This is a genomic window from Phormidium tenue FACHB-1052 (assembly GCF_014696675.1).
Lineage (GTDB): Bacteria > Cyanobacteriota > Cyanobacteriia > Phormidesmidales > Phormidesmidaceae > Nodosilinea > Nodosilinea tenuis_A.
This window is the reverse complement of sequence record NZ_JACJQN010000019.1, coordinates 112,237-124,465: the sequence shown is the minus strand read 5'-3', so window position 1 is coordinate 124,465 and position 12,229 is coordinate 112,237. Positions and strand designations below refer to the sequence as shown.

General features: G+C 57.1%; 12 protein-coding genes and 1 tRNA gene. 2 read left to right on the top strand and 11 right to left on the bottom strand.

All coding sequences use genetic code 11. The features are described 5' to 3' along the window. Nucleotides 1-327: 327 nt before the first annotated feature. On the bottom strand, nt 328-831 hold the full coding sequence (locus H6G07_RS22125; protein WP_073610357.1) for a DUF29 domain-containing protein: 504 nt from the start codon (nt 829-831) through the stop codon (nt 328-330). Nucleotides 832-919: 88 nt separating this feature from the next. Beyond that, nucleotides 920-1,522 carry an alpha/beta hydrolase gene (locus H6G07_RS22120; RefSeq protein WP_171973077.1) on the bottom strand — a complete coding sequence of 201 codons (603 nt, stop codon included), beginning with the start codon at nt 1,520-1,522 and terminating at the stop codon, nt 920-922. 69 nt (nt 1,523-1,591) lie between these two features. On the opposite strand from H6G07_RS22120, the gene H6G07_RS22115 reads away from it, so the two are divergent. Beyond that, entirely contained in the window at nt 1,592-2,416 is an 825-nt protein-coding gene (locus tag H6G07_RS22115; RefSeq protein WP_073610355.1) for a nucleotidyltransferase family protein, read from the top strand. Between the two features lie 32 nt (nt 2,417-2,448). Here H6G07_RS22115 and H6G07_RS22110 read toward each other — a convergent pair whose 3' ends face one another. From H6G07_RS22110 to H6G07_RS22100, 3 genes are all read right to left on the bottom strand, one after another. Next, a complete protein-coding gene (locus tag H6G07_RS22110) occupies nt 2,449-2,817 on the bottom strand; it encodes a DUF760 domain-containing protein (RefSeq protein ID WP_073610354.1) in 369 nt (122 codons plus the stop codon). Nucleotides 2,818-3,085: 268 nt separating this feature from the next. Further along, entirely contained in the window at nt 3,086-3,643 is a 558-nt protein-coding gene (gene scpB, locus H6G07_RS22105) for an SMC-Scp complex subunit ScpB (RefSeq protein WP_073610353.1), read from the bottom strand. A gap of 424 nt (nt 3,644-4,067) precedes the next feature. After that, on the bottom strand, nt 4,068-4,919 hold the full coding sequence (locus tag H6G07_RS22100) for an ABC transporter ATP-binding protein (protein WP_073610352.1): 852 nt from the start codon (nt 4,917-4,919) through the stop codon (nt 4,068-4,070). 131 nt (nt 4,920-5,050) lie between these two features. On the opposite strand from H6G07_RS22100, the gene H6G07_RS22095 reads away from it, so the two are divergent. Then, complete coding sequence (locus H6G07_RS22095) at nt 5,051-5,377, top strand: hypothetical protein (RefSeq protein ID WP_073610351.1); 327 nt, start codon at nt 5,051-5,053, stop codon at nt 5,375-5,377. 218 nt (nt 5,378-5,595) lie between these two features. On the opposite strand, the gene H6G07_RS22090 is transcribed toward H6G07_RS22095, so the two are convergent. The 6 genes from H6G07_RS22090 to H6G07_RS22065 form a co-directional block, all read right to left on the bottom strand. Then, a tRNA-Thr gene (locus H6G07_RS22090) sits at nt 5,596-5,668 on the bottom strand. 61 nt (nt 5,669-5,729) lie between these two features. Further along, nucleotides 5,730-7,112 (bottom strand): cation:proton antiporter, encoded by a 1,383-nt coding sequence (locus H6G07_RS22085; RefSeq protein ID WP_073610371.1) that lies wholly within the window; start codon nt 7,110-7,112, stop codon nt 5,730-5,732. Nucleotides 7,113-7,283: 171 nt separating this feature from the next. After that, complete coding sequence (locus H6G07_RS22080) at nt 7,284-8,096, bottom strand: carbon-nitrogen hydrolase family protein (RefSeq protein ID WP_073610350.1); 813 nt, start codon at nt 8,094-8,096, stop codon at nt 7,284-7,286. Between the two features lie 119 nt (nt 8,097-8,215). Next, on the bottom strand, nt 8,216-8,965 hold the full coding sequence (locus H6G07_RS22075; RefSeq protein WP_073610349.1) for a hypothetical protein: 750 nt from the start codon (nt 8,963-8,965) through the stop codon (nt 8,216-8,218). Between the two features lie 142 nt (nt 8,966-9,107). Then, on the bottom strand, nt 9,108-10,745 hold the full coding sequence (locus H6G07_RS22070; protein ID WP_073610348.1) for an acetolactate synthase large subunit: 1,638 nt from the start codon (nt 10,743-10,745) through the stop codon (nt 9,108-9,110). 91 nt (nt 10,746-10,836) lie between these two features. Then, nucleotides 10,837-12,228: an NAD-dependent succinate-semialdehyde dehydrogenase gene (locus H6G07_RS22065; RefSeq protein ID WP_073610347.1), complete on the bottom strand. Its 1,392-nt coding sequence runs from the start codon at nt 12,226-12,228 to the stop codon at nt 10,837-10,839. Nucleotide 12,229 lies beyond the last annotated feature (1 nt).

Genomic DNA, 12,229 nt, shown 5'->3' with positions numbered 1-12,229 from the left:
TGCTGTCGATGCAAGCCGAGATTAAAGCCTTGACCAACTATCACTGGTGGCCCGCTTGACTAGCCTAATTATTTCGGGGGTATGCTATTCGGATTTGGTATGAGAGTGGGCTTTAGGGGATGAAGGAGGCGATCGCATCCAAAATAGCGACCAGTCTTTACCGCGCGCGCTTCCCAGATCGCTGCTGCCACCAAACCCCAAGCGATCTTTCTATACATTCGTAAACTTTCCAATCCATGCAACGGAATGTAACGGTTGTTGCACAGGATAGAGGCATCGGTCGCCTGGTGGTGGCGACAGCAAGCCGATATTTCCGTAGCGCAGGGTCTAGTTTTCCTCGGCGATCAGATCGCTGGGTTCGCCAGGGAAGAATTTAGCATTCAGCAGTTCGGTCAGGCTATAGGGGCACTGGGAGGGAAAAGTGCTGCTGGGCAAATTGGTTTCGCCCGAAGCGAGTTCAATTCCCTTGATGTAGGCTTTGCCGAGGGCTTCGGATAAATAAGGTTTGAGGCTAGGGTTATCGTCTAGCAAGTCAGCGATATCTAACCGCTGAATACGCAAGGTGGCTAGCCAACTGCGGCTGCGTCCCTGGGGCTGGTAATGCCATTTCAATAAATGCCCAATCAATATGCTGAGGCGATTGCGAAGTTCCTGGTGCTGCTGTTTGCCCAAGGATTCGATTTCCTCAATTAAATTGGGTAGGTCAAGCTGGCTCCAGGCCTGATGGCGAAGCAGTTCTGCCTGAGCCTGAGTCCAAGCGTAGAAGTCTTCGGCGTAGAGATTGCCGATGGCCACAGCCTGACCTGTAGGAGTTGAGTCGATTTTGGACATAGACAAAGGCCTAGGGCGGTCGCCATTTCCACCATTCTAAGCTGCTGTTTAAAGCAGGAGACGATCGCTAGTGATGGCCCTAATACCATTACTTGCCCAGCAGTATGGAGGCTAAGCTACCCGCCCTTTCAAGGTCGATTTGAGATGCGATCGCCATCACCCGCCGACCGTCAACCTGTAGCGTGGTTGCCTCAATGGTGCGGAGTACGTCGATTAGGGTGAGCTGGCCGGTCTCTGCCGTGTCTAAAACGGCGTTGCGCAGCAGCTCCCAGCCGGGGGTATCGTTATCAGAAAACTCAATGGTCGTGGCTAGCAGCCGCCAGAGAAACTGCCCGGCAAAGGTGTCCGACATTTCTCGCACGGTGTCTACGTCCACCAGCACGTTCTGGGTTAGCACCTGGCGGGCCTGCTCTTCCTCAATGCGAAGCACGTTGAGCAGCAGCTGTAGGTCGCGGCTAGCAATGCCTGTAGTGGCGAATGATTCTAAATCGCTGACAGAAATGGGCGGCGCTTCTAACGACCCGTAGGTGATGTGAATGTCTTCTGCGGCGCTGGCCTGGGGTGTGGCTATGGCCAGCCCAGCCAAGGAGGTCGCCACTAGAGCCAGCGCAGTGACGCTGTGGCCGAAGCGCTGCCCTAGCGCCAAAGATAGTGAAGACAGCTGATTGGTGGCCTGCCAGAATTGGTGCATCATGCTTAGCCCACGCCTACTACCAGGATAATTAAGGACGATTGATCGCCGTCGAGGTTCCCGATTCCGATGTCTACGTCGCTACCAACCATTGGTTTAATTCCTGCCGCCGGGCAAGGTACGCGCATTTCACCCTTGCCGATGAGCAAAGAACTATTTCCGATTGGTTTTCGCATGCTAACGAATCAATCGGGGCCTCGCCCCAAGGTGGTGTGCCACTATTTGCTGGAAAAAATGCGGCGGGCCGGGGTGGAGCAGGCGTTTTTCATTCTGCGACCCGGCAAGTGGGATATCCCCAACTTTTTGGGTGATGGGGCCGATTTAGGGATGCACCTGAGCTATTTAACGGTGCATGTGCCCTTTGGGGTGCCCTTTAGCCTCAACCAGGCTTACCCTTTTTTACGCGGGGCGACGGTGGTGCTCGGTTTTCCAGATATTCTATTTGAGCCGGGAGATGCTTATCAGGTGTTGCTGGAGCGGCTGCACGGCGGCACAGCGGATGTGGTGCTGGGACTGTTTCCTACCGATCAGCCGGAGACGGTGGGGGTGGTCGATTTTGACGAGAGCGGCGTGGTGCGGGGCATTTACGAAAAGTCTGGCCTGACTCATCTGCCCTACATGTGGGCGATCGCCGCCTGGCGGCCCAGCTTCTCAGACTTTTTGCACAGGTTTGTGCGCGATCGCCAGCAGGCCCTGATCGGCACCCAAATTCCCCAGCATCTAACTATCCTGCCACCCTACACTGAAGTTCCGATTGGGGATGTTATGCAGGCGGCGTTGGCGTCGGGTTTGCGGATAGAGGCACAGCCCTTTGCCCAGGGCAGCTATCTGGATATTGGCACTCCAGAAAACTTGGCCAAAGCCATTCAGCAGCATCCGTTCCCGGTGGGTTAGTCAGGGCAAAGGGAGCGGGAGCCAGGCTAGCCCTAATCGTCAAAGTCGAGATCGTCAGAGCCGAAGTCAGCACCAAAGAGGGAGCCCGACACGGTGTGCTCTAGCTCCATGCGCTGCTCCATCTGGCGGAGAAAGTAGCCCGTCATCATGGCGGAGGCGAGCAGCCCGGCTAGGTTTTCGCGATCGGTGGTGACTTGGACGTTGAATCCGTCTCCTGGCAGCACGCCGACCAACCCCTGCACGTTGTGGGCAATAATCTGCTTGATTTCACCGCTGACGGCCTGGGCCACCCGAGTCAGCACCTCTGGGGACTGATGCTGGAGATATTTAAGCAACTCATTGGGGTGGTCGCTATTGGCCGACATGCTAATGAATTCAGTATCTTCAGGGTTAAATACCATAGAATCTCAAAGACCTTTGGTCACAACGTAGGCGACGGCGAGTACCAAATACTGGGGCGATCGGATCCAATGCAACAAAGGCAACCCCTGGTCTGCCTATACCTGCTAATATTCCCGATGATAGCGTAACGAATCATGTAATATTGCGTCGATTCAGTAGCTTAGGTTTAGCCGCTTGCCTCAAACCCAGGCTAGGAAACGATTTGGCGCTCAGATGCTGCGATTTCCGGCTTTACAATAGTTTGGTGGCGGGGGCGGCTGATAAGCCTTATGAGGCTTCCTCGATGTCGGGCTCAACTTCGGGTTCATCCCCATCGTCAGCGTCTGTATCGGCGGCGGTGGTTGAACCTTTGGGCCGTAGCTGGGGCAGCGCATCAATTTCGAAGTGCTGATAAAACTTGTCGGTGACCTGCACGAGGGACGATCGCCCTTCGGCTTGGCGGCGCTTGCGCACAAAGCCCTGGGCGACGAGTTCTGGAATGTGCTGATAGACGCCAGAACCACGCAAGTCGACGAGGTCGGTTTGGCTGATCGGGCCTTTGAGGGCGATCGCGGCCAGCGTTCGCAGTGACCCCACTCCCAGATCGATGGGAATCAGTAAATCCACTAAAAACCGATACCGCTCTTTGAGCTGAAGGCAGTAGCCATCGACGGTTTCGATTATTTCTAAGGCCCCGTCGCGGTGGGCATAGTCGTTCATCAGATCGATCAGCCCTTCTTCGATGTCTTCGCGATCGCAGCGGGCTAGCTCGGCTAGCTTGGCAATGTCGAGGGGCTGGCCCTTGAGGTACAAAATCGCTTCGATGGTGGTGGCTAGACCAGGCATAGATTATCAGTACCCTGAAACCATCCTCAAGCCTAGCGCCGATTTTGGTAAACGGTTGATTTTAGGGGTTCGGGAAAGGGGTAATGCTGGTTTTGGGTTCCAAAGAACTATTGAAGAGCAGATGATTCTGTAGGGGCAAACGGCGTTTGCCCTGCAAAACGGGGCTGATTTCGCCAGGTTTAGTGCGGCGCACAATCTGGGGCAAAGCCAGATCTGTCGCTGGGGCCAGCGAAATGGCCCCAGACCCCCATCGAGAAGGACGTTCCGTCGTCCTTCACCTCACGGAAAGGAGGGGCTGATCATCGGTTTAAAACCTATGTTTTGCAAATTGGCCGGTGAAAACTTTAGGTTGTCTAGGCAATCTAGCAGGCTGTAGTTGGAAATTCGTAGGGTGCATTGCTGGCGCGAATGCACCGTTCTAGACTTAATCCAAATTGCGGCCCGTCAGCTCTACAAAGATGTCTTCGAGGTTAGAGGGGCGGGTCATCATGCCGGTTTTGTCGGGCTGCTGGTCGAGGTGGGCGTTGGCGGCATCTAGGGTAGGAAAAAACTGGTAATCCCAGCGATCGCCCTTTTGAGTCATGACGATGCCTTCACCGTGGCGGTGGCGAAATTCGTCCAGGGTGCCCAGTTCAATCAGCTTGCCTTGGTCGAGAATGCCAATGCGATCGCACAGGTACTCCACCTCTTCCATATAGTGGGTGGTGAGCAGCATGGTCATGCCCTGCTGATTGAGGCCGCGAATAATTTCCCATAGGCGGCGACGGGTTTGGGGGTCGAGGCCCACGGTGGGCTCGTCGAGAAAGAGAATTTTGGGATTGTGGAGCAGGGCGCGGGCAATTTGTAGCCGCCGCTTCATGCCGCCGCTGAGGGTTTTGACTTTGTCGTTGCGGCGATCGCCTAATTCTACATACTCCAGCCAAGTGTCGATGGCGGTGCGGCGCTGCGCAGCAGGAATGTGGTGCATGCGTCCGTGCAGCTCCATGTTTTCCCAGACGGTGAGGTCGCCATCAACGCTGGTTTGTTGTAGCACTACGCCAATTTGGCGGCGCACGTCGAGCTGCTGGCGATTGACGTCATACCCAGCGACCACCACGTGGCCGTCGCTGGGCTGGGTCAGGGTTGTGGCCATACGAATAGTCGTTGACTTGCCCGCGCCGTTGGGGCCGAGGAGACCAAAAACTTCTCCGGCTTCAATATTTAGAGAGAGGTCATTGACAACCGATACGCCGTTGTAGACTTTGTGGACATTTTGCAGACAGACCGCAGCGGACATGGCAAGGGGCAGACTCCAGAGCTAAGTCATTGCGATCGGGGCTGAATCTGACTAACGAGTCTTTAACCCAGAACCGCCTGTAACTTATTGTTAATAGTCTTACCGTATCACCCATCTACCGCTGGTTAGCTGTGCGCGCTCGAATTGACCAAGACATTCTCTACCTCCACCAAAAGGATGTGCCAGCCTATAAAAAGTCAGGCTCGGTGGTGCGCAACAGCTATTTTTGGGCACTGCGATCGATCGCCGACCGAGCCGGGTTTAACCACGACTGGGAGTTTGCCGATATCGTGTGGCCAGCCTTGGGTCGCATGCTGCTGACCTTCACAGAGTCAGGATATTTAGGCTATCGGGAGACCGTGCTGGAGTTTACCGATGATGCAACGATTCCTGACGTCCTACGCCCCGTTGGCACTTGGATTGCAGATGATGAGTACGATGAAGAAGATTATCCGTAGAATGCTGCTACCTAGGGTTAGTCAAAGTGACCAGAGAGTATCAGACTTAATTTCTCTAGGCTTCGTCTCAGACAGTTTTTACCTCGCAAAGGTGTGGGGTAGGCCAGTTGAGACTTACACCCTTTGCAACTAGCGCAAACAGACGCTGTAACTATCTACTAAAGTAGATCGCCACAACAGCTTGCTGAGCGAGCAAGCTCCAGAGGTTTCTAAAAATAAGCTGGTGACAAGATTCGAACTTGCGACCGGCTGATTACAAATCAGCTGCTCTACCAACTGAGCTACACCAGCAAAAGCATACCCAGTATAGCAACGTTACCGGGTAGCTTTATACCTTAAACGGTATCTGTGGCTAAGATCCTGCCTTGTCAGCGGTTTTCAATTCGGGGGCGGGGGTAGCGGGGGAAACTGGGCCTTCGTCGTCTTTAAAGACAACTCGCAGCAGGGGCGGGGCCAAGAACGTGGTGAAAATGACCATGACAATGATGGCAGCATCCAGCGACTCGGTAAGCACGCCACTGGCAGCCCCTACGCCAGCAAACACAAGTCCCACTTCACCCCGAGGAATCATACCGACCCCAATGGCTAAGCGGTTAATACCAGGCTGCCCGAAGACGGCTAAGCCAGTGATGACCTTACCGAGAACGGCGACCACCACGAGAAAAGAGGCAATCACTAACCCAGCCCGGTTTTCGGGGTTTAGAGGGTTGAGCACACTGATGTCGGTACGGGCCCCGACAACAATGAAGAAAATCGGCACCAGCATGTCGGCAATGGGGCTGATCTGCTCCTCAATCTCTTTGTGCTTGGAGGTTTCGGCCAAGATTAGGCCAGCGGCAAAGGCACCCAAAATGGCCTCTAGCTGAATGGCCGCAGCAATGTAAGACAGCACAAAGGCAAAGATCAGGGCACTGATAATGACCTGCCCCCGGGTGCGCATCTGATTCACCACCATGACAAAGTAGGGGCTGAGCAGGCGGCCAATGAAGATAGACCCTACCAAAAACGTGGCGGCTCCAGCAACTAGGTAAGCCACGCTGAGAATTTCAATTTCGCCGGTTTTAGCGAGGCTAGCCACTACGGCTAGCACAATGATGCCCAGCACGTCGTCGAGTACGGCAGCTCCAATGATGATTTGGCCTTCCCTGGAGCTGAGCTGCTGCATTTCGGCCAGCACCTTGGCGGTAATGCCAATGCTGGTGGCGGTGAGCGCCGCTCCGGCAAACACGGCTGGAATGGTATCAATGCCAAAGATCAAAATTAGCCCAGCGGTACCAGCGGCAAAGGGAGCTACTACCCCAACAACGGCTACCACCGCCGCCTGAGGGCCAACGCGAATGAGTTCTTTGAGGTCTGACTCCAAGCCAATTTCAAACAGTAGAACGATCACCCCTAGCTCGGCTAGCACAGAGATGACCTCACTTTCGCCCTGAAAGACCCGCAGCAGATCGCCTGGGGCTTGGCCTGTGGTCATACCGACTAAGTTCATCAGCAGTGACTGCACTTCACCGCCGCTTGCGGGAAACACAATCAGGTGCAGAGCCGAGACGCCGACGATGACGCCTCCGATAAGCTCTCCTAAAACTGCGGGTAGGTTAACGCGGGCACATAGCTCACCGCCAATCTTGGCCGCGAGGTAGACCACAACTAGACTTAGCAATACACTGGCGAGCACTAGGGGCTCTACCTCCGCCTCTGACAGCTCTGCCAGCCAGGGGCTGAACGCAGGTTTCATCAGAAAAAAATCGGTGGGAAGATTGCTAATTAGGCCGCTGCCGATGAGGCCACTCATCCAATTTGCCATGCAGACCGCTACAACTCGTCCCGTCCAATGTACATGAAATTACTTCGGCTGAAGAGTTCATAGGGGTCGTTCCAACGACTGTTCTACCGGAGGAAATAGGTTTTAGGGAAAGACCCGGTGGGCCAATGCGGGCATTTGGCGACGCACCTGGGAAATGCGATCGGGGTTGATTTCGGCGATCGCAATCCCCTTCTCAACCCCAGCATCGGCCAGCACCATGCCCCAGGGGTCGATGATCATGGCGTGTCCGTGGGACTGGCGGCGAGCATTATGGAAGCCGGTTTGAGCCGGGGCAATCACGTAGCAAGTGTTCTCGATCGCACGGGCTTGCAGCAAAATTTGCCAATGGTCTTTGCCAGTAAACTCGGTGAAGGCGGCAGGCACTACCAGCACCTCGGCTCCCTGCTGCGACAGGTGGCGATATAGCTCTGGAAAGCGGACGTCGTAGCACACCGATAGGCCCAAAATACCAAAGGGCTTGGAGGGAAAGACATCGGGCAGCAGGTGGCCCGAGATAACGGTGTTGGACTCGCGGTAGGTGTTGCCGTCGGGCAGGTTGACGTCAAACAGGTGCACTTTTTCGTAGCGCATCAGCTCTTGGCCCTCGGGGGAAACTAGCAGGGCGGTGTTAAAGACCTTGCCCTCTTTGGCGGGCACCGGGTAGCCGCCGCCAATCAGCGTCACCTGGTAGCGCTGGGCCATGGTTTTGAGAAACGCTTCGCTGGCCTGGCTAATGGTGTCGGCTTGGGCGATTTTTGCGTCTTCGTCGCCCAGGAACGAAAAATTTTCGGGAAGGCTGACCAATTCTGCCCCCTGACGTACTGCCAGGTCAATTAGCTCTTCGGCCTGGGCCAAATTTTTGGCCAAGTCTGGCACACTGGTCATCTGTACGGCGGCGGCCCGATACGCTCTCATAAATTACCTGGCTGGAGTTGAAGAAACCTGGAACCGCTGGGTTCCATAAACTCCAATTTTATTCGCTCGGGGGAACGGTTTGCCCAGTTGCCCCAAAACAGCCGCGTAATTACCGAGCGTTAGGGTTCAGTCACCACGGTAATGCTCAGGGACTCTGCCCCAGTGCTGAGGGTTACGGGGGCCTCGGCAGGAATGGTAGGAGGTTGGTTGCGCTGCACGTCGCGCAGGCTCTCTAGCAGCCAGGGCTGCGTAGCGGTTTCAGGGGCAGCCAGGGCTAAAAACTGGTTGGCGTAGACCACCTGGGCCATGGTCAGCGTTTTGTCTTGAGGGCTGCGGGGTAGGACTAGGGTGGCGCGATCGCCCCCCAGTTCAACCGTGGCTAAGCCATCGGCAGAGCGCCCCACGGTGCGAGCGTTGGGGCCAGGAGCAAAGGTAAAGGCAGGTTCGGCGGTGGCCAGGGCGGTTTGCAGGTCGCTGGCAGCGGTAGGGACGCTGGGAGCAGGGCTGGCTTTGGCTAGGCGATCGCTCGCGATCGCCCGATTGCCCCGATACTGCTCTGCCTTAGCCTGGGCCTGGGCAAAGTTGGCATCGGTGGCGGGAACAGTCTCTAGGGCGGCGATCGCCTGCCCCCACAGATCGCTCACCCGCTGCCAGTCGGCCTGGGTTTGGGCCGTCTGGGCCGCGACTGCGGCCTGCCAACCGAGGTCGGTGCCCTGCTGCCAGGGCGAAATGCTGAGCTGGTTGATGGTCTGCTCAGGAGCGGGGTCGCTAGCCGTGGCTAGGTAGGATGCACCGATGAGGACGGCGGCGATCGCGCCCACCCCACCAATGCTTCTCACCAGAGGCGACTTTGCCAGATTGATCACCATACAAACCTCGGCCAGGGTAGACCCTTAGTTTTTCAGCCGTGCTGGGGGTCAACCGGGAGGTTTTGTAGGGGGGTAGGGTGTCAGGTTTAAAGTCAGGCGTCAGGGGACTACCTCAACCTTCAGCCCTAAACCGGGAACCCACTTAGATCAGACAGTTCAGATCGCCCGCCTTCTGGCTAAACAGCAGGTTTTCCCGATAGTCTACCGGGCAGTCGATCACCGCTGGCACATCGTCTTCCAACGCCTGCTTCAAAGTCGGCACAAAGTCCTCCGCTGACTCGATTCGGTAGCCCTTCAGCCCCATGGCCTCCGCCAGCTTGACAAAGTCAGGATTGGTGAAGTGAATGTAGGTTGACTCGCCGTAGTAGTTCATCTGCTTCCACTCGATCAGCCCATAGCCGCCGTCGTTAAAGATGATGGTGACAAAGGGCGTACCGACCCGCAGAGCGGTTTCCAATTCCTGGCAGTTCATCATGAAGCCGCCATCGCCAGTCACCGCCACCACCTTGCGGTTGGGGTGCACCAGCTTGGCCGCCAGCGCCCCCGGCAGGGCAATGCCCATAGCCGCAAAGCCGTTTGAGATCAAGCAGGTGTTGGGGCGCAGGCAGTGGTAGTTGCGGGCCATCCACATTTTGTGAGCCCCCACGTCAGAAATCACAATGTCTTCGGCGTCTAGCACCTGGCGCAGGTCGTAGATCAGCTTCTGGGGCTTGATCGGGAAGCCGTAGTCGTCGGCATACTGCTCGTAGTCAGCCCGAATTTCGTCGCGAATCTTGAGGCTGTGGGGTGCGGGGCGACCCTGGCGCTTCACCCGCTTGAGAATTTCTTCTAGGGAGTCAGAGATGTCGCCAATGACTTCGACCTTGGGAATATAGCTACTGTCAACTTCGGCGTGGGTAAGGTTGATGTGCAGAATGGGCAGCTTGCCGTCGGGGTTCCACTTTTTAGGCGAATACTCAATCAAGTCGTAGCCCACGGCAATGATTAGATCGGTCTGCTCCATGGCGCAGGTGATGTAGTCGCGCTGCTGCAACCCCAGCGACCACAGCGCCAGCGGGTGGGTATAGGGAATCACGCCCTTGCCCATGAAGGTGTTGGCGACGGGAATGTTGAGCTGGGTAGCAAACTCCGTCAGGGCCTCGCTGGCACTGGCGCGAATGGCACCGTTGCCCACCAAAATCATTGGGTTAGTGGCTTGGGAAATCGCTACCGCCGCCTGCTGAATGCTCTGCAATGAGGCATAGGTTTTCTCTTGGCTGTCTCTGCGTAGGGCGGCCCCAACCACCTCCATTTCGGCAATGTTTTCGGGCAGATCGATGTGGACAGCGCCGGGCTTTTCGGCCTGGGCCAGCTTAAAGGCTTTGCGCACAATCTCGGGGGTAATGCTAGGCCGCACAATCTGGGCATTCCACTTGGTGACCGGGGCAAACATGGCCACCAGGTCGAGGTACTGGTGTGACTCAATGTGCATGCGATCGGTGCCCACCTGGCCCGTGATCGCTACCAGCGGCGCACGATCGAGGGTCGCGTCGGCTACCCCGGTCATCAAGTTTGTCGCCCCCGGCCCTAGGGTCGAAAGGCACACCCCCGCCTTGCCCGTTAGCCGTCCGTAGACATCGGCCATAAAGGCCGCCCCCTGCTCGTGGCGAGTGGTGATGAACTGAATGGAAGATCGCTTGAGAGCCTGGAGCAGCTGGAGGTTTTCCTCCCCTGGTAGGCCAAAGATGTATTCGACGCCTTCGTTCTCAAGGCACTGGACAAGCAATTCGGCGGTGTTCATAGCGTGGTTCGGGGGAGTAGAGGGTGGGGAAGGTGGGGAGTTTTGAATTTTGAGATGGGGAAGTGGAGGGGAGCTGGGGTGGAGAATGGGGTTACTTAACCCAGACGGTTTTGATGTTGACGAATTCGTGGATGCCGTGGCGGCCCAGTTCGCGCCCGTAGCCCGATCGCTTAATGCCGCCAAAGGGCAGGCGGGGGTCAGACTTGACCAGTCCATTAATAAAGACTGCCCCAGCCTCTAGCTCGGCCATCAATCGCTCCTGCTCGGCGGGGTCCAGGCTCCAGGCACTGGCCCCCAGGCCAAAGGGAATGTCGTTGGCGCGGTGAATGGCTTCATCCAAACTGGCGACGCGAAATACCAGGGCCACCGGGCCAAAGAACTCCTCCTGGTCGGCGGGGGTGCCGGGCGGCAGAGCGGCGAGAATGGTGGGTGGAAACCAGTTGCCGTTTTGCAGGTCAGCGGGCAGCTGGGCCTTCAGCGCCGCCACGTCGCCGCCGATCAGCGCGGTACCGCCCAACTCCAGGCAGGTGTTGACCTGCTGCTCTAGCTCGGCGGCGATGTCCGGGGTGGCCAGGGGGCCAACGGTAACGCCGTCATCTAAAGGATTGCCCACCACCAGGGCCGCAAATTTTTCGGTCATCCCCTGCTCAAAGCGCTCGGCGATCGCCTCATGGACAATAAACCGCTTGGCGGCAATGCAGGACTGGCCGGTGTTGAGCATGCGGGCGGTGGCAGCGGTGGCGATCGCACTTTCCAAATCGGCGCTGGGCATGACGATAAACGGATCACTGCCGCCCAGCTCTAGCACGGTTTTTTTGATCTGCTGACCGCAGGCGGCGGCCAGGCTGGCTCCGGCGGGCTCGCTGCCGGTGAGGGTGGCGGCTTTGATGCGATCGTCGGTGACGAGCTGGGCAATGCGATCGCCCCCAATCAGCAGCGTCTGAAACGCGCCCTCCGGCAGACCCGCCTTTTGAAAAACTTCCTCGATCGCCAGGGCGCACTGGGGCACATTCGAGGCGTGCTTGAGCAGCCCCACGTTACCCGCCATCAGCGCCGGGGCGGCAAAGCGAAACACCTGCCAAAACGGAAAGTTCCAGGGCATCACCGCCAGCACTGGGCCGAGGGGCTGGTAGCGCACAAAGCTGCGGCTGGCGTCGGTGGTGACGGGCTCATCGGCCAAAAACTCGGCTCCGTGGTCGGCGTAGTAGCGGCAGACCAGGGCGCTCTTTTCGACTTCGGCGATCGCTCCCGCCAGGGGTTTGCCCATCTCCAGGGCCATGATTTTGGCGTAGGCGGCCTTGTTGTCGTCGAGCACCTGGGCGGCCTGATGCAGCCACCCAGCGCGCTGCTCAAAGCATGTGTGACGGTAGGTAGTAAAAGTTTGGGTGGCCAGGGCGAGCTTGTGCTCGATTTCGGCCTCGCTCAAGGGCTCAAACTCCTTGAGCACCGCTCCGGTGGCGGGGTTAATGCTGGCAATGGGCATG

What these genes read in the sequence shown, in the direction of transcription:
- H6G07_RS22110 (WP_073610354.1), bottom strand. Translation starts at nt 2,817, where the DNA reads ATGGTATTTAACCCTGAAGATACTGAATTCATTAGCATGTCGGCCAAT.
- H6G07_RS22100 (WP_073610352.1), bottom strand. Translation starts at nt 4,919, where the DNA reads ATGTCCGCTGCGGTCTGTCTGCAAAATGTCCACAAAGTCTACAACGGC.
- H6G07_RS22115 (WP_073610355.1), top strand. Translation starts at nt 1,592, where the DNA reads ATGTCTACGTCGCTACCAACCATTGGTTTAATTCCTGCCGCCGGGCAA.
- H6G07_RS22080 (WP_073610350.1), bottom strand. Translation starts at nt 8,096, where the DNA reads ATGAGAGCGTATCGGGCCGCCGCCGTACAGATGACCAGTGTGCCAGAC.
- H6G07_RS22065 (WP_073610347.1), bottom strand. Translation starts at nt 12,228, where the DNA reads ATGCCCATTGCCAGCATTAACCCCGCCACCGGAGCGGTGCTCAAGGAG.
- H6G07_RS22075 (WP_073610349.1), bottom strand. Translation starts at nt 8,965, where the DNA reads ATGGTGATCAATCTGGCAAAGTCGCCTCTGGTGAGAAGCATTGGTGGG.
- H6G07_RS22120 (WP_171973077.1), bottom strand. Translation starts at nt 1,522, where the DNA reads ATGCACCAATTCTGGCAGGCCACCAATCAGCTGTCTTCACTATCTTTG.
- scpB (WP_073610353.1), bottom strand. Translation starts at nt 3,643, where the DNA reads ATGCCTGGTCTAGCCACCACCATCGAAGCGATTTTGTACCTCAAGGGC.
- H6G07_RS22085 (WP_073610371.1), bottom strand. Translation starts at nt 7,112, where the DNA reads ATGAAACCTGCGTTCAGCCCCTGGCTGGCAGAGCTGTCAGAGGCGGAG.
- H6G07_RS22125 (WP_073610357.1), bottom strand. Translation starts at nt 831, where the DNA reads ATGTCCAAAATCGACTCAACTCCTACAGGTCAGGCTGTGGCCATCGGC.
- H6G07_RS22070 (WP_073610348.1), bottom strand. Translation starts at nt 10,745, where the DNA reads ATGAACACCGCCGAATTGCTTGTCCAGTGCCTTGAGAACGAAGGCGTC.